This is a genomic window from Hylemonella sp. GW821-FHT10B10 (assembly GCF_059415585.1).
Map to the genome: position 1 here is coordinate 1,438,848 of NZ_JBWKNN010000001.1, position 21,816 is coordinate 1,460,663.

18 protein-coding genes and 2 pseudogenes are annotated in these 21,816 nt (G+C 60.1%); 13 read left to right on the forward strand and 7 right to left on the reverse strand.

What is annotated here, in order from left to right; all coding sequences use genetic code 11:
* The first annotated feature begins 168 nt into the window (after positions 1–168).
* The 3 genes and pseudogenes from AC07NT_RS07040 (at position 169) to AC07NT_RS07050 (ending at position 1,807) form a co-directional block, all read left to right on the forward strand.
* Positions 169–432: a double zinc ribbon domain-containing protein gene (locus AC07NT_RS07040; RefSeq protein WP_498597162.1), complete on the forward strand. Its 264-nt coding sequence runs from the start codon at positions 169–171 to the stop codon at positions 430–432.
* An 11-nt stretch (positions 433–443) separates the two neighbouring features.
* Positions 444–873, forward strand: a pseudogene (locus tag AC07NT_RS07045) (recombinase family protein).
* A 19-nt stretch (positions 874–892) separates the two neighbouring features.
* Positions 893–1,807 carry a cation diffusion facilitator family transporter gene (locus tag AC07NT_RS07050; protein ID WP_498597161.1) on the forward strand — a complete coding sequence of 305 codons (915 nt, stop codon included), beginning with the start codon at positions 893–895 and terminating at the stop codon, positions 1,805–1,807.
* A 76-nt stretch (positions 1,808–1,883) separates the two neighbouring features.
* On the opposite strand, the gene flgB is transcribed toward AC07NT_RS07050, so the two are convergent.
* Both flgB and AC07NT_RS07060 read right to left on the reverse strand, forming a co-directional pair.
* Complete coding sequence (gene flgB, locus AC07NT_RS07055) at positions 1,884–2,318, reverse strand: flagellar basal body rod protein FlgB (protein WP_498597160.1); 435 nt, start codon at positions 2,316–2,318, stop codon at positions 1,884–1,886.
* A gap of 477 nt (positions 2,319–2,795) precedes the next feature.
* The gene (locus AC07NT_RS07060; protein ID WP_498597159.1) at positions 2,796–3,404 is read right to left on the reverse strand and encodes a response regulator transcription factor; all 609 of its coding nucleotides are present in this window, start codon (positions 3,402–3,404) and stop codon (positions 2,796–2,798) included.
* 108 nt (positions 3,405–3,512) lie between these two features.
* On the opposite strand from AC07NT_RS07060, the gene AC07NT_RS07065 reads away from it, so the two are divergent.
* The 3 genes from AC07NT_RS07065 to AC07NT_RS07075 are packed head-to-tail and all read left to right on the forward strand — an operon-like array spanning position 3,513 to position 9,107.
* Entirely contained in the window at positions 3,513–4,799 is a 1,287-nt protein-coding gene (locus AC07NT_RS07065) for a TolC family protein (protein ID WP_498597158.1), read from the forward strand.
* 25 nt (positions 4,800–4,824) lie between these two features.
* On the forward strand, positions 4,825–6,036 hold the full coding sequence (locus AC07NT_RS07070) for an efflux RND transporter periplasmic adaptor subunit (RefSeq protein ID WP_498597157.1): 1,212 nt from the start codon (positions 4,825–4,827) through the stop codon (positions 6,034–6,036).
* The gene (locus AC07NT_RS07075) at positions 6,033–9,107 is read left to right on the forward strand and encodes an efflux RND transporter permease subunit (protein ID WP_498597156.1); all 3,075 of its coding nucleotides are present in this window, start codon (positions 6,033–6,035) and stop codon (positions 9,105–9,107) included. The genes AC07NT_RS07070 and AC07NT_RS07075 overlap by 4 nt, the downstream gene beginning before the upstream one ends.
* Before the next feature lie 11 nt (positions 9,108–9,118).
* On the opposite strand, the gene AC07NT_RS07080 is transcribed toward AC07NT_RS07075, so the two are convergent.
* Positions 9,119–9,424, reverse strand: coding sequence for a hemerythrin domain-containing protein (locus tag AC07NT_RS07080; RefSeq protein WP_498597155.1), 306 nt, complete (start codon positions 9,422–9,424; stop codon positions 9,119–9,121).
* 179 nt (positions 9,425–9,603) lie between these two features.
* Between AC07NT_RS07080 and AC07NT_RS07085 the strand changes: the two genes are divergently transcribed.
* Positions 9,604–10,074 (forward strand): FAD-dependent oxidoreductase, encoded by a 471-nt coding sequence (locus AC07NT_RS07085; RefSeq protein ID WP_498597154.1) that lies wholly within the window; start codon positions 9,604–9,606, stop codon positions 10,072–10,074.
* A 104-nt stretch (positions 10,075–10,178) separates the two neighbouring features.
* Here AC07NT_RS07085 and AC07NT_RS07090 read toward each other — a convergent pair whose 3' ends face one another.
* Positions 10,179–11,162, reverse strand: a complete 984-nt coding sequence (locus AC07NT_RS07090) for an IS5 family transposase (protein WP_498597153.1) — start codon at positions 11,160–11,162, stop codon at positions 10,179–10,181.
* Between the two features lie 38 nt (positions 11,163–11,200).
* Between AC07NT_RS07090 and AC07NT_RS07095 the strand changes: the two genes are divergently transcribed.
* The 4 genes from AC07NT_RS07095 to AC07NT_RS07110 all read left to right on the forward strand — a co-directional run bounded on the left by AC07NT_RS07095 (position 11,201) and on the right by AC07NT_RS07110 (position 14,259).
* On the forward strand, positions 11,201–11,590 hold the full coding sequence (locus AC07NT_RS07095; protein WP_498597152.1) for an FAD-dependent oxidoreductase: 390 nt from the start codon (positions 11,201–11,203) through the stop codon (positions 11,588–11,590).
* Positions 11,591–11,695: 105 nt separating this feature from the next.
* Complete coding sequence (locus tag AC07NT_RS07100; protein ID WP_493036454.1) at positions 11,696–12,391, forward strand: TnsA endonuclease N-terminal domain-containing protein; 696 nt, start codon at positions 11,696–11,698, stop codon at positions 12,389–12,391.
* Positions 12,375–13,811 carry a TnsB C-terminal domain-containing protein gene (locus AC07NT_RS07105; RefSeq protein ID WP_498597151.1) on the forward strand — a complete coding sequence of 479 codons (1,437 nt, stop codon included), beginning with the start codon at positions 12,375–12,377 and terminating at the stop codon, positions 13,809–13,811. The genes AC07NT_RS07100 and AC07NT_RS07105 overlap by 17 nt, the downstream gene beginning before the upstream one ends.
* 181 nt (positions 13,812–13,992) lie before the next feature.
* Positions 13,993–14,259, forward strand: coding sequence for a TniB family NTP-binding protein (locus tag AC07NT_RS07110; protein ID WP_498597150.1), 267 nt, complete (start codon positions 13,993–13,995; stop codon positions 14,257–14,259).
* A gap of 524 nt (positions 14,260–14,783) precedes the next feature.
* Here AC07NT_RS07110 and AC07NT_RS07115 read toward each other — a convergent pair.
* From AC07NT_RS07115 to AC07NT_RS07125, 3 genes and pseudogenes are all read right to left on the reverse strand, one after another.
* Positions 14,784–15,275 (reverse strand): HAD domain-containing protein, encoded by a 492-nt coding sequence (locus tag AC07NT_RS07115; protein ID WP_493036488.1) that lies wholly within the window; start codon positions 15,273–15,275, stop codon positions 14,784–14,786.
* 8 nt (positions 15,276–15,283) lie between these two features.
* A pseudogene (locus tag AC07NT_RS07120) lies at positions 15,284–15,550 on the reverse strand (IS21 family transposase); the annotation flags it as partial.
* Positions 15,551–15,679: 129 nt separating this feature from the next.
* Positions 15,680–17,053 (reverse strand): vanadium-dependent haloperoxidase, encoded by a 1,374-nt coding sequence (locus tag AC07NT_RS07125; protein ID WP_493036490.1) that lies wholly within the window; start codon positions 17,051–17,053, stop codon positions 15,680–15,682.
* Between the two features lie 51 nt (positions 17,054–17,104).
* Between AC07NT_RS07125 and AC07NT_RS07130 the strand changes: the two genes are divergently transcribed.
* Positions 17,105–20,095, forward strand: coding sequence for a hypothetical protein (locus tag AC07NT_RS07130; protein WP_493036492.1), 2,991 nt, complete (start codon positions 17,105–17,107; stop codon positions 20,093–20,095).
* A 13-nt stretch (positions 20,096–20,108) separates the two neighbouring features.
* On the forward strand, positions 20,109–21,767 hold the full coding sequence (locus AC07NT_RS07135) for a hypothetical protein (RefSeq protein ID WP_493036494.1): 1,659 nt from the start codon (positions 20,109–20,111) through the stop codon (positions 21,765–21,767).
* Positions 21,768–21,816 lie beyond the last annotated feature (49 nt).

The following is a 21,816-nucleotide window of genomic DNA, read 5'->3' on the forward strand; positions in this document are numbered from 1 at the left end:
CCTGCTGAAAGTTTCAGCAGAGCAGGGGAACACCCCTATCAATTTTCGGTCGGCGGCAACACCCTATTCTCGAATTCTTATCAAATCCAACGGTTTTCGAGAGGTAGTAAGATGGTCCACCGCTGCCAAAGCAGCCTTGGATAGGCGCTCGCTAAAGGAGAAAGACTTATGAGCATTTTTGACAAACTTTTCGGGGGCCATCACGGCGGTGGGCAAGGCTATGGCGGTGGGCACGGAAGAGGCGGGCCTCCAGCCGGTGGGTGGGGTAACAGCGGTGTTGCTTGCCCGAACTGCAAGGCGCTGAACGCACCTGGCGCTCGTTTCTGCCAGCAGTGCGGGACTTCGTTGGCTCTTTCGGCTTGCACGCAATGTGGAACCAAATTGCAACCGGGTGTGAAGTTCTGCTCTCAGTGCGGCAAGGCGGGGGGGTGACCTTGCCATGTTTGGTTGGCTATGCGCGCGTCTCGACGCAAGATCAGAAGCTGGAGTTCCAACGGGAAGCCTTGGCCAAGGCCGGATGCCAGAAGCTCTTTGAGGACAAGGCGAGCGGCACACTAGCCGAAAGCCTCGGCTTGGTCCGCACGCTGGAAATGCTGCGAGAGGGAGACACCTTGGCCGTCTGGAAGCTAGATCGCTTGTCTCACCGAAATGGAGCGCGAGCTGACGGTGGAGCGCCGCGCAGCATTGGCGGTCGCCCGGCTGTCGGGCCGCACAGGCGGACGCAAGCCGAAGATGACCAACAGCAAAATCGAGTCAGCCAAGAAGTTGCTCGCTAGCGGGATTGCTCCCAAGGCCGTGGCCAGGAATCTGGGCGTCTCGATTCCAACCCAGTACCGCTGGGTAGCGGCTTCCGGCCACGCTGAACAGAAATGAGATCAGAAAAAGGACAAAGATGAGCACTGGACACACCCATGCCTTGCCCAGCGAGCGCAAGGAAAAATCTCTCTGGATCGCTCTGGCGCTGACAGGGAGTTTCTTGCTGGCCGAAGTCGCTGCTGGCATCGTTTTCAATAGCCTGGCGCTAATCTCAGACGCGGCGCACATGTTCACCGACGCGGCAGCGCTGGCTATCGCGCTGGCGGCCATGCGGATAGCGCGACGCCCCGCCGATGCCAAACGGACATACGGCTACTATCGATTCGAGATCCTTGCGGCCGCATTCAATGCCCTTCTGCTCTTCGGCGTTGCCGCCTACATCTTGTATGAGGGATGGCAACGTTTGCGCGAGCCTGCACAGGTGCAGTCCAACGGGATGCTGGCGGTAGCGGTGCTGGGGCTGATCGTCAACCTGATCAGTATGCGCATGCTCCAGGGGGGCAAAGACGAGAGCCTCAATGTCAAAGGCGCCTATCTGGAGGTCTGGAGCGACATGCTCGGCTCCATCGGGGTGTTTGGAGCCGCGCTGGTCATCCGATTCACAGGTTGGGTGTGGGTCGATGCGGCCGTGGCCGTGGCGATTGGGCTATGGGTGCTGCCCAGAACGTGGCTGTTGCTCAAGGAAAGCCTGAATGTCTTGTTGGAGGGCGTTCCAGATGGAATCGACTTTGATACGCTGACGGCATCTATTCAGGCTGTGCCAGGTGTGACCGGCCTGCATGACCTGCATGTATGGGCGCTGACCAGCGGCAAGGCCAGCATGACCGTTCATATCGTTCATTCACCTGAAGTGCGCCCAAGTGACTTGCTGCAAACGGTCAAGGAACTTCTGGCGGACCAGTTCAACATCTTCCATACGACGCTGCAACTGGAGACGGTCGCCTGTGAGCACGGCGCAGATGGGTGCAACTTTGTCGATCACCGCCACTGATTCCCATGAATTTGGCCGAAGAATATGCCATCGTACCTGCTCGGTACGGGGATGATAAATCGACAGGTACCCCTTCTCAGCGTCTTGGATCCGACGATGCCGCTTTGAATTCCTTGTATTCGTCATCGAGATTCGACACGGCAAATCTGTAGAGAATTGAATTCTGGGCGAACGTGGCACGCTCACGATCCATGTCCACCGTGTTTCCGTCGAGGCTCGGCTGGGACGCGAGTGCGTAACGAGCAAACGCAAGTGTGCTCTGCGGCAACTCTTTGATTGGGAGGTGAGCCGTAGATGTCGAAGCCAACCCCATAGTTGGCCCGGTCACATTGCGCAAGGCTTCCTTGAAATCAACGTCCAACGCTTTGTAGCCTGGCGTATCGGCATTTGCGATGTTGGACGCAAGCAATGCTTGACGTTGCCCGCGTGCCAGGAGCACTCGGGCATTGAAATCGTCATCAACAGTAGCGGACCTGCTTGAGCCGCTACTGGCTAGTCTCAGTGTTTCCATTGCAGATCATCACGGTGTTTGGCATCAGTCGAACCAATGGAGTATCGTACGTTCTAGGATGATACGGGGTCGCAGTCTTGTCAAATCCAGAAAATAACCCTAAATGTCTGCACTAAAGCTTCGTTCTCTTGGGCTGCTGCCGGTTTTAAAGACACTTTGTTAAGGTGGTCGATGATACCGGCAGCAGCCCATCTCGATTTCTTAAAACCCTAGTCAGATCAGCAAATTATGGAACTCGCACGGAGTTGGCGAAACTCGGACGCAACCGTCCGACTTCGGCTGGTGGGCGACTTCGAGCCCATCCAGCCCCAGACTGGTCAAATGCCCCGAAAGCTCAATGGCGGCGCGGCATTACGCCGTTGACCAGGTGGAAGCTGCCGGCGACATCAGGCCGCCCAGGCGCCCCGCTAGGCCCGCCCTCCATGCGTCCGCGCCCGATGGCCTCCAGGGCGCCAAAACGCCCCCAAAAGCCCGTTTTCAGAGGGCACCGGCCCACATCATCCCGCTCAGTTCCGCATCTTCCCGGATGTTCAGCCCCATGCGTCCGGTCACATTGCTGACCACACGCCCCGGCGGCGTCATCAGCTCCCACAGCACCTCGAATTCGCGCGCCGGCAGCTCCAGCAGCAGTCCGTCGACGGTGAAGCGCCGCGCCTTGCGGTCCAGGCTCAGGCGTCCGATTTCAAACAGGTCGTCGGTGCCAGCGGTGCGACGCACCAGCGCGCGCAGCCGCGCCTCCACCTCGGCCAGCTCAAAGGGTTTGCCCAGGTAGTCATCGGCACCCGCGTCGAGGCCGGCGATGCGCTCGTCGGTGCGGTTGCGCGCGGTCAGCACCAGCACGGGGGTGCGGTCGCCACGGGCACGCGCCTCGCGCAGCAGGGTCAGGCCATTGGCCAAGGGGCTGTTCGGTGCGTCGCTCTGCGGCAGGTTCAGGTCGAGCAGAACAGCGTCGAAGGGCTGCACCCGCCAATAGTGGGCGGCCTGCTCCAGGCTGCCGGCCTCGTCCACCCGGTGGCCGGCATCACGCAAGCTCAGGCGCATGACCTCGCGCAGCACGGGATCGTCTTCAACCAGCAGGATTCTCATGGTGGCAGGGCTCGCTACAGGGGCTGTCTACGCGTTTTCACCAAGGGCGGAGTCAGTCGGCGGTCAGGCGTGGCAGGAGACACTCGATCCCCCCGAGTGGATTGATCCATGAGCATACGTCAGTTATTGTTGTTAAGCGGCCTGCTGCTGTCGGTGGCCAGCCAGGCCCAGACACCGGCGCCCGCCACCGTGCCGGTCTCGCTGCAGCAGGCGCTGCAGGCCGCCCAGGACAATCTGGACGTCGTGCTGGCGCGGCGTACGCTGGCCGGCGCCCAGGCCGACATCACCAGCGCCGACCGCGCACCCTTTCCTGTGCTCTCGGCCAGCGTCAGCCAGATCGACCTGCAGAACGGCAACGGCAGTGGCAACACCTGGACCGAGCAGCGCTACGACAAGTCGATCGGCCTGGACTGGACCTGGGAACGCGGCAACAAGCGCGAACTGCGCACCCTGACCGCACGGCGCGCCGCCGACGCGGCCCGGGCCGAACTGGACGAAACCGGCATGCAGCAGCGCCTGGCCGCACTGTCCGGCTTTTATGACCTGCTGGCGGCGCAAGAGCGGGTGGCCGAGGTCACCCAGATCGAACGCAACGCCGCCGAGCTGGCGGGCATCGCCGGGCGGCGCCTGCAGGCCGGCGATCTGTCGGCCCAGGAAACAGCGCGCACCGAAATCGAGGCCCAGCGCGCCCGCGCCGACCTGCACCAGGCTGAACTGGAACAGCGGCGCGCCGCCCTGGTGCTGTGGCAGCTGACGGTGCTGGCCCCGGCGCCCGAGCAGCTGCAGGCCCGTGCCGACTGGCCCGTTCTGCCGGCCGCCCCCGCCATGACCGCAGGGCTGGACGAACTGGTCGAGGCCCGTGCCGACGTGGCCGCCGCCCGCGCGCGCGTGCAGGCCGCCCAGGCGGCCCTGGACAGCAGCAGCGCCCAGAAGAAGTCCGACATCACGGTCGGCGTGTCCTATGACCACTACCCCGGCACCTCCAACGCCCTGGTGGCGCTGCGCATGTCCATGCCCTTGCAGTGGGGCTACGGCTACGAGGGTGAGATCGGCCGGGCCAGCGCCCAGCTCGCGCAGGCCGAAGTCGCCCTGGAACGGACCCGGCGCCTGACCCGGCTGGAACTGCAGCGTCTGCAACACGAGCTGCAGAGCGCGGCCGTGCGCGCCAACGCCTATGAAACCGAGATCCTGCCGCGCGCGCGCCGTGTGGCCGAGGGCGCCGAACTGGCCTACCGCAAGGGAGCACTTTCCCTGACCGACTTGCTGGACGCCCGCCGCACCCTGCGCACCACCGTGCTGGACGCAGTGGCCGCACGCAGCGACTACGCCAAGGCATTAGGCGTCTGGCAACTGCGCACAGGCCAGGCGCTCAGCATCGCAGCCGGCCCTCCCTGAATCAAGATCCGAAAAGTCGTCGAACATGTTGAAACGCCTGAAACTCCAAATGCCCCTGCTGCTGGCGACGATGCTGCTGACCGCCTGCAATGAGCAACCCGCACCGACGGCCGCTGCTCCGGCGCCGATCATGCAGGGTCAGCAACTGCGCTTTGCCGCTGGGCATCCTCAACTCAAGCTCCTCACAGTGGCGCCTGCCGAGCCAGCCAACTCCATCACCATCGAACTGCCCGCCAAACTGGTCTGGAACGAGGAGCGCACCCAGCGCATCTACCCCTCCTTCGCGGGTCGTGTGATGAGTATCAAAGCCGACGTCGGCCAGCGCGTAGTGGCTGGCGCACCGCTGGCCGTACTGGCCTCACCGGACTTCGGCCAGGCGCAAAGCGAGACGGCTCGCGCCGAGGCCGACGCCCGCCTGGTGGCCAAGGCCCTGCAACGCCAGCGTGAACTGTTCGATGCCGGCATCGTCGCGCGCAAGGAACTGGAGCAGGCCGAGGCGGATCAGGAACGCGCCCGTGCCGAGGTGGACCGCGCCCAGGCCCGCACCCGCCTTTATGGGGGCAGCGGCAACGTCAACCAGCAACTGATCCTGGGCGCCAGCATCGGGGGCGTGGTGGTCGAACGCAACCTCAACCCGGGCCAGGAACTACGGCCCGAGCTCAGTGGCCCGGGCGTGCCGGCCCTGTTCGTGGTGACAGATCCCACCTCTCTCTGGATTCAGATCGATGCGAGAGAGTCAGAGGTTGGCATCGTGCGTCCAGGAACCCGTTTCGAGCTCAGCGTCGCTTCGTTACCCGGACAGAAGTTTTCGGGCCGGGTCATCGCAGCCTCTGATTTCATCGACCCACTGACGCGTACGATCAAGATCCGGGGCGTCGTGGCTAACGCCAATCGCCGGCTGAAAGCAGAAATGCTGGCCACGGCCCGCTTCGAACGCACCTTCCCTAACGGAGTGGTGATACCGGCAACAGCCGTTCTCCTGCGAGGCACCCGGCAGTCCGCATTTGTGCAGACACGACCCGGCGAATTTGAGCGGCGTACCGTGGAGCTGGAGTATGAAGGCCCCCAGCAGGTCGTCGTGAGCAGCGGCCTGAAAGCGGGTGACCAGGTCGTGGTTGAAAACGCGCTGTTGCTCGCCAGGTTACTGCGGCTTGCGGAAGAAGAGTCTCGCTCGGGCAACGATACCGGGGCCGGGGCTGGCGCAAAGGCGCAGAGCCGCGAGGCGGACAAGAAATGAGGCGCCTGATCCAGTATGCCGTGCACCAGCCGCTGTTCATCGTGCTGGGCACGCTGCTGTTCGTGATGGCGGGCGTGATTGCCTTCAAGAACCTTTCGGTCGAAGCCTTCCCCGACGTCACAGACACCCAGGTCACCGTCATTTCCCTCTTCCCTGGCCGTGCCGCTGAAGAAGTCGAAAAGCAGGTGACGCTTCCGATCGAAACCGCACTGGCCGGCTTGCCCAACTCGATCCGCCTGTTCTCGCACACCCAGTTCGGACTCTCCTACACCGTGGTCACTTACGACGACAGCGCCAACGTCAACCTGGCGCGTCAGCAAGTGATGGAGCGACTCAACGGAATCGACCTGCCTCCCGGCGCCCAGGTAAACATTGCGCCGAATGCCACCCCGGTGGGTGAGATCATGCGTTATCGTCTGCGTGGCGATGGCAAGTCCACCACCGATCTGAGAACACAGCAGGACTGGGTGGTGGAGCGCGCGTTGCGACAGGTGCCGGGGGTCGCCGACGTGGTGGCCATGGGGGGCTTCATCAAGCAGTACGAGGTGCAGCCCGACCTGGACAAGCTGCGCGCCTACAAGCTGACCTTCCAGAACCTGCTCGACGCCCTGGGCCGAGGCAACTCCAATGCAGGCGGCAGTTATGTCGCGCAGGGTTCGCAGCAGTTCGCCATCCGCGGGATCGGCCTGCTGCGCTCGCCCGACGACATCGGCCGCATCGTGCTGGACTCGCGTAATGGCACGCCGATCCTGATCCGGGACGTCGCACAAATCCAGCTCGGCTCCGTCCCCCGTCTTGGCGTCACAGGGCAGGACCACGACGATGACGCCGTGATCGGCATCGTCATCATGCGCAAAGGCGAAAACGCCAGCGTGGTACTGCGCGGGGTGAAGGACAAGATCGAACAACTCAACGACCGGGGCCTGCCACCGGGCGTGGAGATCGTTCCCTTCTACGACCGAACCTGGCTCATGGGCAAGACCCTGTCCACGGTGTTCCGCAACCTGGTCGAGGGCGCGCTGCTGGTGTCCCTGGTGCTCTACATCTTCCTGTCCAACCTGCGCGCCAGCCTGGCGGTAGTGGTGGTGATCCCGCTGGCGCTGCTGGCCACCTTCATGGGCCTGAAGATCATGGGCGTGCCGGCCAACCTGCTGTCGCTGGGCGCCATGGACTTCGGCATCATTGTCGACGGGGCGGTGATCGTGATCGAAAACATCATGCACCGGCTCGAGAAGGACAGCGAGAACATGTCCGAGAGCGAACGGCGCCAGACCATCATCGACGCGGCCAACGAGGTGGGGCGGCCCACGCTGTTCTCCATGCTCATCATCATCGCCGCGCACATCCCCATCTTCGCGCTGCAGCGCCACGAAGGCCGCATCTTCCAGCCCATGGCGCTCTCCGTTACCACGGCCCTGGTCGGTTCCCTGATCTTCTCGCTCACCCTGGTGCCGCTGCTGGCCTACTGGATGTTGCGCAAGAAGCTGCCGCACGGGGACAACCGCGTGATCGCCGCTGCCAAACGCGTCTACACACCGGTGCTGGACTGGGCCCTGACCCACCGGCGCAAGGTGGTGATCATCGCCCTGTCGGCTTTTGTGCTGGGCCTGGGCGCGGCCGCGCGCCTGGGCTCCGAGTTCCTGCCCGAACTCAACGAAGGTACCTTCTGGGTGAACTGGGACATGCCTGCGAGCCAGTCCCAAGAGCAGGCCATCAAAGTCCTGCGTATCGCCCGCGAGCAGCTGCTGACCGTCCCCGAAGTGCGTACCGTGGTTTCCAAGGCCGGCCAGCCCGAAGACGGGACCGACCCCAAGACCCTGAGCATGGCCGAAGTCTTCGTTGACGTGAAGCCCGCGGAAGAGTGGCGCAAAGGTATGACCCGTGAGACGCTGATTGAAGAGATGGATCGGAAACTGGCGGTGATCCCTGGTGTAGATCCGGCCTTCTCACAGCCCATCCGCGATAACGTGCTCGAATCCATCTCGCAGATCAAAGGACAGATCGTCGTCAAGGTGGCGGGTGAGGATCTGGGGGAGTTACAGCGCACGGTGGAGGCCATGCGCCGCGAGTTCCGCCAAGTTCAGGGCGTGCAGCGCGCCGAAGTCGATCGTTTGGGCGAATTGCCGCAACTGTTGATCGACATCGACCGGGAACGGGCCTCGCGCTTCGGACTCAACGTCAGCGACGTGCAGGACGTGATCGAATCGGCACTGGCCGGCCGCGCGGCCACCCTGCTGTGGGAGGGCGAGAAGAAGTTCGCCGTCGCGGTCCGCCTGCCCGAGGACGAGCGCACCATCGCCAACTTGCCCTCGACCCCGCTGGCCATCCCTGGCGGGGGTTACACAACGTTGGGCGCTGTCGCAAGCATCCGGCAAAGCACGGGAGCGATGAACATCGCTCGGGAAGCCGGTCGTCGAACCATGGCCATCGGGGTTTTCATCAAGGGGCGTGACATGGGGTCCGTGGTCAGAGACATGAAAGCCCGCGTGGCAGCTAATGTCCAGGTACCTGAAAACTACACTGTCAACTGGTCAGGCGAGTTCGAGAACCAGGAGCGCGCGATGCAGCGCCTGTCCGTGGTGGTGCCGATCTCGCTGCTGTTGATCTTCGTCCTGCTGTTCGACGCCTTCGGCTCCTTCAAGAAAGCGGCGCTGATCCTGGTCAATGTGCCGCTGGCGCTGATCGGGGGCTTTATTACTTTGTGGGTGTTCGACATCCCGCTGTCGGTGTCTGCTGCCATTGGTTTCATCGCCCTGTCGGGCCAGGCCGTGCTCAACGGCGTGGTGATGCTCTCGGTCTTCCAGCAACTGCGCAACTCGGGCTACAGCGTGCTTGAAGCGGCACGCACAGGCTCCATGCAGCGTCTGCGCACGGTGCTCATGACGGCGATGCTGGCCGCGCTGGGCCTGCTGCCCATGGCACTGTCGCACGATATCGGCTCGGAAACCCAGCGTCCGCTGGCCCTGGTGGTCATCGGCGGGTTGGTGACGGCCACTCTGCTCACCCTGGTGGTCCTGCCCGTGCTCTACGTCGCCTGGTTCTCGGGCAAGAAGCTGGCCGAGGATATCTAGGTGCCCTGCGCTCATCCCGCGCTGACCCCGATCGGCGCCGGCGCGCGCATCACGATGCGCGTGAACAGGCGATCGTAGACGGGGTCGCGCGGGTACGTGCCGGTCAGCGGATCGCCGTTGGTGGCAAAGGCCGCGTCGCGTTCAGCCCAGTCCTGCGGGCTGAGCCGCCGGCGGGCCTCGGGCCGCACCACGGTCTCCTCCAGCCGCATGTGCTCAGGGTAAAAATCCAGGTAACGCAGCACGGCGAGTTCGAAGGCGCTGCGGCTCGATGCACCGAGCAGCTCCCAGGCCAGCAGCAGGTGCTGCAGCTCGCGCACGGTGGCCTCACCGCGGCATGGTCAAGCTCCAGCCGACACTTGGACACCCTCTAGCAGGCAGAGAGTCAACCGTGATCGCCAATCCCTTGCCGTTCTAGCGCCCAATGTTACGGTCGAGAGGGTTTCGAGCGAAAATTAGTCATCGCTGCATCCGCGGATTATCACGGGGAAGGACAAAAATGAGTGATTTCGACGTAGCCATCATCGGTGGCGGCCCAGGCGGCTACCAGGCCGCCATACGAGGTGCCCAGCTGGGGATGCGCATCGCCTGCGTGGAAGACCGCCCTCGGCTGGGTGGCACCTGCCTCAATGTGGGCTGCATTCCCTCGAAAGCGTTGCTGGAGTCCTCCGAGCGTTATCTCGAAGCGCGTACCGCCTTCGGCAAGCACGGCATCGATTTCACCGGTTTAGCCCTTGACCTTCCAAGGCTTCTCGCGCACAAGGACGGCGTGGTTGACGAGCTCGGCCGGGGCATTGATTTTCTGTTCGGCAAGCACAAGATCACCCGGTTGCTCGGATATGGTCGCCTGGATGGGCCTGGCCGTGTTCTGGTGCGCGACCCAAAATCAGGCGCAGAGCGGACCATCACGGCTCGGCATATCGTGATTGCGACCGGCTCGAAACCTAGGGAAGGTCTGAACAAGTCATAAAGCTGCCACGCGCAGCCCGATGCGCAAGGCAACCACGACGCGCAGGACCAGATCGCACCTGCCCGAAGGCCGTTTGCGGTGCGATCTGCTCCCCGGCTGCGGCCTCACGCCGCCTGCACACGGCCCACTCCCATCATCGCCATGAGCTTCTTGCGCGCCATCCACAGATTGGACAGCGCAAACAGCGTGATGACGTGTGCGGTGTTCTTGGCCAGGCCCTTGAACCTGACCTTCACCAGCCCGAACTGGCGCTTGATCACCCGGAAGGGGTGTTCCACCTTGGCCCGTACGCTGGCCTTGCGGTGCTCTTGCCTTTTGGCCCTGGTCTTGGCCCGGCCCTCAGGCATTTTGGCCATGTCGCTGGGTCGTGCAGCGATGTGCCACTGCAGATCAGCCTTGCTCACCCGGGTCTGCGCCCCGCGGTAGCCCGAATCCGCCCAGACCTGTTCTTCCTTGCCGTGCAGTAGATCCGCTACCTGCTCCACGTCGGCCTCGTTGGCCGCGGTGGTCGTGACGGTATGCACCAGCCCGGAGTCCGCATCCACGGCGATGTGGGCCTTCATGCCGAAGTGCCACTGGTTGCCCTTCTTGGTCTGGTGCATCTCGGGGTCTCGCTCACCGCTGCTGTTCTTGGTCGAGCTGGGTGCCGCGATGATGGTGGCGTCCACGATGCTGCCGCGCTTGAGCATCAGCCCCTTCCTGTTCAGGTGGGCGTTGACCAGCTTGAGGATGTCTTCGGCCAGGTCGTTCTCTTCCAGAAGATGGCGGAAGTTCAGGATCGTGGTCTCGTCGGGGATGGCCTCGCTCAGGCTCAGGCGGGCAAAGCTGCGCAGCGAAGCAATCTCGTACAGGGCCTCTTCCATCGCCGGGTCGCTCAGCGCGAACCAGTTCTGCATCAGGTGCACGCGCAGCATCGATTCCAGCGGGTACGGCCTGCGGCCACGTCCGGCCAGGGGGTAGTGCGGCTCGATCAGCTTGAGCAGCCCTTTCCAGGGCACGACCAGTTCCATTTCCTCCAGGAAAACCTCCCGCCGGGTCTTCTTCCTCTTGCCTGCGTATTCGGCATCGGCGAAACTGATCTGGTCCATCGGTATTACTCCTTTGCCACGATCAACGATTCAGCGGCTTGATCGGTGGACTTGTTCAGACCTTCCCTAGTATGGTGCCCGGCGTCCAGATCGACGAAGAGCGCGTCGTCTCTTCCACAGGTGCTCTGAGCTTTCCAGAAATCCCCAAACACCTCGTGGTGATCGGCGGTGGCTACATTGGCCTCGAACTGGGTTCGGTTTGGCACCGACTCGGGTCCAGGGTCACCATCGTGGAATATCTAGACCGCATCACGCCGGGCCTCGACACCGAGATGGCCACGCAGTTGCACAAGATTTTGCACAATGCCGGCGTCGAATTCATGCTCTCCACCAAAGTGACCGGCGCGCAGCGGCAGGCAGGCTCGGTAGTGGTTGACGTCGCGCAGGTGGATGCGGGAAAGCCATTGTCAATCACAGCCAATTCCTGAACTAGTCGCCATCACTTGCGCTCTAGAAAAGCGCTTGTAGACTATCTATTAATCGAACTTATCACATCAATTATCGTGACTGATCATGAAATAACAATAATTAACGTGACTGAATCTGCCGAAGGCGTTCGGAAGGTCCTGTCGAATTACATAAGCATGACTGGCAGGGTCGTAACTCTGGCTGGAGTCTCGCTCGAGTGCGAGAGCTCGCTCGAATATGACTTCGCTGAATTGCTCGACTTCAACTCACGGGTTGGGACGATTGGTGCGCAGCCAATGACCATCAAATACAGAGTGGCAGGGGAGTCAGGTGTCAGGCGGTATACGCCGGATTTCCTCGTCAAGTTTAGAAACTCCCATCAGAAAACTCCCTGGCAACCAATCCTTTACGAGGTGAAGTTCCGTGATGAGCTTGAAGAAAAAAAGCGGGAGTTGTCTTACGGATTTGCCGCTGCAAAGTTACTTTGCAAGTCGCGTCGGTGGCGGTTTCGGGTTGTCACGGAAACGTTTATCCGTACTCCGTTCCTCGAGAACGTCAAGTTTTTGCGAGGTTTTCGAACCTACCCAGACACAGGTGTGCACAGCGCGATGCTGCTGGAGGTTATCGAGCAGCTTGAGTTGGCGACACCGGCTGATCTGTTGGCCGCCACGTTTCAGGACATGCAGCGGCGCATGGAGGCTGTTGGCGTGCTTTGGCGGCTGATTGCCAATCGATCAATTGGAGCCAATCTGATGTCAAAGCTGACTATGTCGTCTGAAATCTGGCACGAGGAGCCGGTGCTCTATGCAGCAAACGTCTAACGAGCCGGGGAGGTTCCTTCTCATCAAGCCAGGTGTGATCCTGAGCTTCCGTGGAGCACCGCACCTGGTGAAACGAGTCTCGACACCTGAGCGCGTATTGGTCGAGAACCTCGATACACATCAAGTGGAGAGTGCGTATGTGCATCAGTTGTCAGCATACAACCCGGCTGAAGCGCTAGCTGAAGAAGGCCCGGCAAGATCTGCAGCTCCGGAGTTGGAGACGTTCACCAAAGAAGAACAAGAGCGCGCTCAGAAAATCTACAGCGTGCTTGAGCCAGTCCTGGAGCCGCACGGAAGGACGCGACAGTTGGTGGCGCAGGCTGCCAAAGAACTGGGCAAGAGTACAGGAACTGTCTACAAGCTGATCAGTAACTTCGATGGAGCGGGATTAGCTGGGTTCATACCTGGTAAACGTGGTCCCAAAGGGGGATATCGATTAGGCCCCAGGGTCGAAGAAATCATTGAGGAAATCATCAACGATGTCTACCTGAATTCTCAAAAGAAAAAACAAGTAGATGTGATTGGTGACATCAGGGAGCGGTGTGAAGTCGAAGGATTACCAGTGCCTCACGACAACACCATTCGAAATCGCATTACCTCCATCCCCGGAAATGTAGCCCTGCGGCGCCGAGGGTACAAAAAAGAGGCCGACAAGAGCTTGCCAGTGCCTGGTGAATTCCCGAAGACAAGTGGTCCTTTGTCGGTCGTTCAGATGGATCACACGCCGCTTGATATTCTGGTCGTGTTCTCCGAAACGCGACAGTATTGGGGACGGCCCTGGTTGACGCTGGTCATCGACGTGGAAACCCGAGTGATTGTTGGCTTCTACTTGAGCATGAGCCGACCTTCGTCTGTTGCCGCCGGCATGGCAATTGCCATGGGCATCTTGCCGAAAAAAGACTATCTTGGGTCGCTCGGTCTTTCCGGAAACTGGCCGGTGTGTGGAATTCCGCGTCGACTTCACTGTGATAACGCACGCGAATTCAAGGGGAAGACGTTAGAGAACGCAGGCCGTGAGTACCGCATCGACTTGCAATTGAGGCCGGTGAAGACGCCAGAGTACGGCGGGCATATCGAACGGATGGTGGGTAACGTCAACCATATGCTGCATCGTAAGCCCGGGACTACATTCTCAAACATCAAGCAGCGGGAGGGCTACGACTCCAAGAAGAAATCAGCCTATACGCTGAGAGAGTTGGAGATTGAGATCGCTGATTGGATCGTCAACCATTATCACCAGACCAAGCATTCAGCGCTTGGGATCCCTCCGATCAAAGCATGGGAACGAGGTGTCATGGGGAGCGATGACAAGCCAGGTATCGGGTTGCCTGTGCTGCCGAGTGATCCTGAGCGATTCAAACTAGATTTCATGCCGGGCGATATCGGAACCGCAGCAAGGAGCGAGAGCAGCAAGCAGTAAAGACAACGCAAAAGGTCCGTCGTTCACACCAAAGGGCAGGCCAATCGGGTAAGCCGCAGGCAATAGATGCCAGCGAAATCGAGTCAAGAATGAGGCCGCAATCTCCCACCGAAGGAGACACCGGTAACCCGTTTGCTGCACTTTCCAAGAAGACTCTGACTGGCTTCCCAGTACGAAGCAAATGAGCTCATACGACCATCTGAACAATGAAGCAAAGGCGCTGCTGCAGGCGCCGCTTGATGAGCGGCTAAATCATGTCAGACAGCTTCATTACATCGAATATCCCGCGGCCGAAAACTCTCTTCGAGAGTTGCAAGATCTGGCGAACTACCCACTGACAACGCGGCCGCCATGTCGAGCCTTGATCGCCGACAGCAACAATGGCAAAACAACTCTAACTAGGGAGTTCATGCGGCGCAACCCGACGACGCTGGACGCGGCCGGGTAGCCGTCGAAGAGACCGAGAAAGTCGAAGGACTCATTGATGAGCTTGACTCTCAATCGGCCATTGATGTTGTTCTCCGTATCGAGAAGATACTGGCCGGCATGGAAATACCCGAGGAAAAAGTGATACGCCCGGGTGGATACAACAGCAAGCAGCAGTTCCTCGAGGATTTCCTTAAACCCGTTGTCATCAAGCTTGGAGTTGATGAATAGGCGGTTCTCGACAACGATGGAGAGTGCTCGTTCGACAAAGAAGGCCAGAACGATGATCATCGACAGGACTTCAATCAGCACATCCCAGTCGACGCGAAACTGAATCGGATCCATGGAGCCTCCCTAGATTTCAGGTTGAACCAGAAAAGGGAGGACGAACTAACACGGCGCGCAGCCGTGAAATCTATGCTTCTCCCTTGTGTGCGGCATTTAACGGCAACCGCAAATCCAGGTCAACCAATCTATTCGCATCAACTAATGCAGCACACTGAAAGCTTGCAAACTGACCGTTGCCGGCACTTAGGAATCCACTGCCTAGGACCTCAAAAGACGCGTGATCTCCCGGTCTATTCGCTGCTCTAGCAAGACCAAGGCTTCGCCCTCCAATCCGGTACCTCCAACATGGACATGAGGCAATAGAACCAGCTGCGGGCAGATTTCATCAAAGTAATTGGCACGATCGTCCACTGCCAACCATGGCGCTCCCGGTGCGTTTGAGGCTAGCCATTGCTCACATTCTTTTTGACGGAGTCCCCGGGAAATTTTCAATCCCTGCAGGTTGGGCGTTGCGCCAACGATTCGATTCTTGATATCGATTGAGAAGAATGCGACAAGATCCTCCAATGAAAAGGACAGCCGCCACGAAGTTGACAGGACGATCAGTACTTGCGGATGGTGCCGCATCAGGTTCTCAAAATTCTCCAGATGACAAAACTCAAGATCCTGGCCAACACCCTCGGGATGCAGGACACCATCAAAGTCAAGAAATAAATATAGCTTTGTAAACATCATCATCTCTTTATGCACTTCATTCTCATTTCTGTATAGATCTGCTTGAGATTGCGCCGTTGTTTCCGCGATTTTGTTGCCTCGATTCCTAGCCAGGTAGCCAGCTTCTCGGCATAGGGATCAAGCTTGCTTGGACTGGCCCGCTTTGCGTATGTGGGCTCGGTCTCGTCTGACCGCAGGTACTTCTTCACTGTTTTGCGACCCAGGTCTGTACACCCGGAGACCTCGCGGATGGACATCTGTTCTTGCAGTGCCCAACGTCTGATGACATTCAATGTCGCCACGTCTATCACTCCTAAGTTCTCCCTGCTTTTGAAACTAGCAGGGTACGGCCTACGTGTGTCAACTTTGGATGGAAATCACTGTCCTAAGTGGGTCAGATTTCAGCGGAATTCAACAGTGAGTGAAATGGCGGGATTGGATTAGAGCGCAGCTATGACTTCCGCTCCTACCGCTCGACCCAGACGAAGGCCCTCCTCGTTGTCGCTTCGGAAGTGAATGCCACCCCAAAGCCGTGAGATTGCAGCTTCGTCGGCCATAGCGTTCAATCTTGGTGCCTCGGCTGGCCAGAAATGCGCCATAACAATGGATGTTGCACCTGAGAGCGTGGAGTGTCCGGAGACGTAGCTAGGGAACCCCGGGGTCACCAAGGGAGTCGTGAATCCGGGGTCGATGTCGCGTCGGATCGCGGTAATGGGGCGTTCACTCCAATCACGGAACTTGATGCGCCAGCAGACGATGAAAGAGTCTTCCATGACCACAGAGGTTGCGGTCAGGATGGCCACGCTCGCCTCAAAGGCGTCGCCAGGAATCTGTGAGCGCAGCAACAGATCAATGGCGTGTTGCATCCAGACGCCAGCGGGGGTGACTGAGCCTGCATCCAGATTCCAGCGTTCGGCAACTTCGAGTTGTTTGGAAGTTAAATTCCGAATGACGTTCAGAACCTCCTGTGTTTCGCGGCGATGTTGGTCAGATTCAGGGCGTGGTGCGGTAGGGGGCTGGTACCGCTGCGGGTTCGGCCTCAACCAAGAGCGCCACTCACCCGCATAGGGTTCCGTCGGGTTGACCGCATAGATCGGATGCGCGGCTTGCCATATGCCGGGAAAGTCCTTGGGGCGGTCGCGGACGGGCCAAGCCCTACCGGCTCCATCACGCAGACTGCGCTTGATGATGGCTTGCCCCACGTGCGTGCCTGTAGCTTCGACCAAGTCCTGGTTGATGTTGTTTTCTGGAAGTTGCGATGCGAGCCAAGCATATTGCGCCTCAAAAAATCCGGGCGTCTCATTAGGGAAGAGATGTTGCAGGACCAGAGATGCGGCTCGATGCGCACTAAGCTCCCGCGTTTCGGGTGATGCCCCCTGTGTTGCCGCGAGCAGCCATGCGTCATGCATGGCAACTTGGGCGTGCGCGATGCAACGTGATGCCCGCAGAGGGTTTTGCTGATATTTCACAACCAGCCGCAGCCATTGCTTTGTCCAATGAACAGCGCGTTGGATGGCCTGGGTGTTGTCTTGGGCTGCTGCTGTGTTTCGCGATGAAGTCACCAGTGGAAGGCCGGAAGGCAATTCAATGAACCACGGCTTCTTGATGATTCCGTGTACCAATTCAAGAGTGTTGATCTTCGACTTTGCGTGTACTGAATGCTGCGTATGCACCAGAAGAGAAGCAAGCCCTGTCGTAGCGATGATCTTAATCAGCGCCCGCTTATTTGCTTGGGTGTTGTTTATCGATGCAATAGTTTTTTTGCGTAGGAGCATGTATGACAGCTCAAAAATGTGTGTTAAAAACTCGCTCAATTAAAAGCGCCTAAAAAAATCAAGAGGGCGCTAAAACGGGAGGAATGCATTTTGCTGCGGCTTTTTGCCAGATTGCAAACGCTGTCGCTGTCCAGCGTGTGGGGCTTAGTAGCGCTTCTTGCGTGCATTGGCGCTGGACTCTATCAGCCGGCCCATGCGGCTGTTGAGCGTTACAGCTATGACCCACTGGGCAGGCTTATCCAATACGTGGATAGCGCTGGTCAGGTCACCGAATACACCTACGACGCGGCAGGCAACCTCACTTCTGTGACGGGTGCGGGCTCGGCGTCGGGCTTTGTGCCTGTGTTGAGTACGGTCACACCTGGCCTGATCCGTCGCGGGGAAACCAAAAGTCTGCTCATCACGGGGCAGCGTTTGCAGGCGGGTAGCCTGAGAACGTCTGATCCAGGTTTGGATCTGCTCAACGTCCGGCAGACGGCCGCTCAGATTCAAGCGGACCTGATTGCCGATCAAGCTGTCCCAGTTGGCTCACAAACCCTTAGCTTCACCAACGCACAGGGCACTGCGTCCATCGCCCTCACAGTGGCGCCGGTGTTGCCGACGTTGTCTGTGGAGCCATCTCCACTGGCTTTGCCGCCGGACAACTCGGCACGCAACATCACCTTGCGACTGTCGAGCTCTGATGTGGTGTCCCACGCCATCAACTTGGTGATGAGCGACACGAGCAAGGCGACCATTTCACCGGCCACTGTCACGATAGCCCCGGGGCAGACGTCCGTGCAAGTCAGCGTTACACCCAAGGTCGCGGGCTTCACTTCGTTGCAACTCACATCTTCTACTTTGGTGTCGACAACTGTGCCTGTGTTCATCACAGCTGACTTCAGAGGAGTGAACACCAGTCAGGCCATGCCTGTAGGTCTGGTCGTAGGTTCGCTCACGCAGCCGACTTCCAACACCACCTCTGCCTTGTTCGGGGCGCCACTGGTGGGGGTGACGGTTGGTCCCGTGCTGACCGGCATCAGCCCGGCCGGCATGCCTGTGGGGCAGACGCAAAGCCTGGTGGTGAGTGGTCGTGGCATACCTGCTGGCGCAACGTTGTCGATGCTGCCGGCGGCAGGTCTGACCTTGGGCGTGCCAGCCATCGCAGCCGATGGTTCGCAGATTTCTGCAACCCTGAGTGTCGCAGCCAATGCGATAGCTGGCGCACGCAGTGTCGTGGTGAAGGATGCGAGCGGCAAGGTGTTGCCGTTCGTTCCAGCGGCTGCATCTCAACTGGTACTGACTACCGGCCAGCCGGAAATCTTCTCGATTGAGCCGCTGTATGCCAAGGCGGGCACCTTGCTGCAACTCAAAGTCCGTGGTCGTCATCTGCACAACGGAAAACTGGCTTTGCTGCCCGGTATTGATGTGGCCATCGACCCACAGCCCGTGATCAATACGGATGGTACCGAGCTCATCGCCACGATCCAGCTTTATCCCTTGGCGTCGGTTGGGCCGCGCGTAGTGCAGATCACCACGCCATCGGGCCAAAGCAGTGCGGAGCTCAATGCCGCCAACCAGTTCAGCATCGTGACCCAGATCAATGGAACTCTGGGGCCTGTCTTCGCACCGGTCGTGGGCATCATGGTGGGTGATGGTTCGAGGGCTCCGTCCAACCAGTCCATCGGTCCGGTGGCAGCCTCTTCGCTTGGTGTGGTCGTTGGTGGCGCGGCCTACAACGTCACGCCTAAGGTGGCTGTGGTGGGCACATCCCTGAACCTGACAGTCACGGGTGTCGGTTTGCAGGCAGTGCAGTCGGTCAGCTTGCTTGCACCTGACGGTATTACCCAATCTGCCTTCAGCGTGAATCCGGAAGGCACAGTCCTGACCTTGCCCATCACAGTGGATGTCGCGGCAGCCAAAGTTGCCCGCAAGATTGTGCTGCGGACGGCATCTGGTCGCCTGTCTTTTGTGCGCGATGCTGAGAGCAGTTTCCTGGTAGCAGCGCCTGCGCCGGAAATCATTGCGACTGCGCCCCAGGTCATCAAGGCCGGGACGAGTACGACGCTGACCCTGCGCGGCAAGAATTTCCGCGACGTGCTGGGTGTGCGTTTCGAGCCTGCCGATGGCTTGGCGGTGACAGCCAACGGCGTCATCACGGCCAATACGGATGGAACTCTGCTGACCGTTCCTGTGACGGCCACATCCGCAGCGGTTACAGGTCCGCGCACCGTGATCGTGGTGGCTGCCGGCGGCGAGTCCAGCAATGTGACCATGGCCGCCAATACGGTGCAAGTCGCACAGCAGGTCGGCGCAACCTATGCTGACGTTAGCGCGCCGGCTGTTGGGCTGCTGGTGGGCTCGGCTACGACGGAGCCAACTGGTAGCGCCTTGCTGGTGCCAGCTGCCCTGGTTGGTGTGGTCGTGCAGACGCCGCCCATCGCGGTGACTGACAACCGGATTGTGGTGGGTGCGCATGTGGGCGTGGCGGTCGGTGGATTCGTGAATAACATCGCGCCTACGACGCCCGATGGCTTCCTGATCGGCTCGACTGCTACTTTGGCGGTGCAGGGCCTGGGTCTGGACAAAACCAGTGCCATCACTTCACTGGGGCATGCCGGGATTACCTTCGGCGCCTGGGCGGTCAATTCGCAGGGCACGCTGCTGACGGTACCGGTCACGGTCGCCAGCAATGTGCCGGCCGGCCGTTACGGTGTGTCGCTGAGCCAGACCGTCAATGGCGTGACGAGTCGATTCACGACCGTGCCTGCTGCCACGCTCCAATTCAATATTGGCGCCCTGCCGACCTTGCTTGAATCGGTCACGCCCATCGTGCTGGAGCAGGGCAAGAGTTACACCTTCACTGTGCGTGGGGATGGACTCAAGGATGTCTATGAACTGCTCACCGAGCCTGGAGCGGGTGTTCAGTTTGGCTCGGTGCAGTGGGCCACGGATGCACTCGGCGAGCTGCTCACGGTCAGCGTGCGCATTGATGCAACAGCGGCTATTGGCAGCCGCGTGGTCCGACTGCGCGTTCCTGGCGGCTTGACCAGCTCCGAAGCTGTTCCGGCCAACACCATCACCATCGTTTCGCCGCAATGAAGAGGGCAGCACCATGAAGACACCCATTTCCAACGAAACGCACGTGCCTCTTGTATCCGGCGCTGCACCCATCTCTGTTTCACCTACTGCTTTTTCAAATTCGTTCAGGAGGATTGCCATGTTCAAGTCCACTTCCATCCGTTCCCGCGCAGGGTTCGGCTTGCGTCCGCAGGCTCTCATGGCGGCGTTGGCTCTCGCGTTCGCTGTCACTGGGGCGCACGCCTTCACCAGCGGTAGTACGGGGGCCGATGGAGCGCTGGCTCCAACGGTCAATACTGAGATTCAGCTGCCACCTTCCGGTGTTCTGAACTACACCACGATCAATATTCCTGCTGGTGTGACGGTCAAGTTCAAGCGCAATGCGCTGAATACGCCGGTGTATCTGTTGGCCAGTGGCAATGTGACGATTGCTGGCGTGATTGACATTAACGGGAAAACTGCTGCTGCTACGGGTACGGCAGGGGATGGGGTGGTCGCCGATGATGGCGTTCCGGGTGAAGGTGGCCCAGGCGGTTATGACGGTGGCCGAGGTGGGCGTGATGATCTGGCACAGACACCGGCAGTCATCCGAGGTGGCGCAGGTCTGGGGCCTGGCGGCGGGCTCGGTGGTGTCGAGGGTGCTGATGGTTGCGGGAGTGACAATCGTCAATATCGATACATAGGCGGCTCAGCGGGTTATGCGCAGGCTGCTCTAGAGCAGTATTACCACCCCGGCGGCTATTACCAATGGTGTGGTGCGTCACCCGCTTCCGGTAAGGCGTACGGCTCTGCCATATTGCAGCCCTTGATCGGCGGCTCAGGCGGCGGCGGTGGCCGCGGCGGCGCTAACTTCCCAGGGTCTGGCGGTGGCGGCGGTGGCGGCGCCTTGTTGATTGCCAGTTCTGGCACGGTCACGTTGACTGGCAGTATTGCCGCTTCGGCTGGATACGGCGGTGCGGTTGCGGGTACCAATTCGGGTGGTTCAGGCGGTGCTGGTTCGGGTGGAGCGGTGCGCATCGTCGCGACCAGCGTAACGGGCGCTGGTTCGATCACAGCGAACTTCGGCTGTCCGCAAGGCATCACGGGATCTATCAATACCAACATGACCTGCAACTATTTCCGCAGTTCAGTCGGCCGTATTCGCATCGAAGCCGAAACCCTGACCTACAGTGGTGCCACAACACCGGCCTACACCACCGATGTCCCCGGCCCCGTCTTCCTGGCCAGCCTGCCTTCGCTGCGCATCGCCACGATCGCCGGCGTGGCCGTTCCGGCAACCCCCACGGGCAATGCCGACGTGACGCTGCCGACTGACGTGGTCAACCCAGTCACTGTGACGTTTGAAACCGTCAACGTGCCGACGGGCAACACTATCCTGTTCAAGCTGATCCCGGCCTATGGCGTCCCCACCGAAGTTCTGAGCGCGGCCATTGCCGGTACGACCGCTGCCGGTACCGCCAGCATCACGGTGGCATTGCCGCAAGGTCCCAGCACCCTGCAGGCGACGACGACCTACACCGTGGTTGTCGCCATGGGGGATGCATTGTCAGTCTTTGCCCAGAACGAGCGGGTCGAGAAAGTTCAGCTTATCGCTACTCTTGGCGGCGCAGGTCAGGCCAAGCTCATCACGGTCAGTGGCAAGGAGTACATGGTGCCCATGTCGTTGCTGCAGCAAGTGGGCTTCGCGGGCTAAGCCGCGGCGCTCGGGCAATTACAGGTAGGTTGGTATCAGAACAGAAAGT

Coding starts and splice junctions, on each gene's coding strand:
- AC07NT_RS07060 (WP_498597159.1), bottom strand. CDS start 3,404: ATGAGAATCCTGCTGGTTGAAGACGATCCCGTGCTGCGCGAGGTCATG.
- AC07NT_RS07040 (WP_498597162.1), top strand. CDS start 169: ATGAGCATTTTTGACAAACTTTTCGGGGGCCATCACGGCGGTGGGCAA.
- flgB (WP_498597160.1), bottom strand. CDS start 2,318: ATGGAAACACTGAGACTAGCCAGTAGCGGCTCAAGCAGGTCCGCTACT.
- AC07NT_RS07135 (WP_493036494.1), top strand. CDS start 20,109: ATGAAGACACCCATTTCCAACGAAACGCACGTGCCTCTTGTATCCGGC.
- AC07NT_RS07070 (WP_498597157.1), top strand. CDS start 4,825: ATGTTGAAACGCCTGAAACTCCAAATGCCCCTGCTGCTGGCGACGATG.
- AC07NT_RS07105 (WP_498597151.1), top strand. CDS start 12,375: ATGCAGCAAACGTCTAACGAGCCGGGGAGGTTCCTTCTCATCAAGCCA.
- AC07NT_RS07110 (WP_498597150.1), top strand. CDS start 13,993: ATGAGCTCATACGACCATCTGAACAATGAAGCAAAGGCGCTGCTGCAG.
- AC07NT_RS07050 (WP_498597161.1), top strand. CDS start 893: ATGAGCACTGGACACACCCATGCCTTGCCCAGCGAGCGCAAGGAAAAA.
- AC07NT_RS07075 (WP_498597156.1), top strand. CDS start 6,033: ATGAGGCGCCTGATCCAGTATGCCGTGCACCAGCCGCTGTTCATCGTG.
- AC07NT_RS07090 (WP_498597153.1), bottom strand. CDS start 11,162: ATGGACCAGATCAGTTTCGCCGATGCCGAATACGCAGGCAAGAGGAAG.
- AC07NT_RS07065 (WP_498597158.1), top strand. CDS start 3,513: ATGAGCATACGTCAGTTATTGTTGTTAAGCGGCCTGCTGCTGTCGGTG.
- AC07NT_RS07085 (WP_498597154.1), top strand. CDS start 9,604: ATGAGTGATTTCGACGTAGCCATCATCGGTGGCGGCCCAGGCGGCTAC.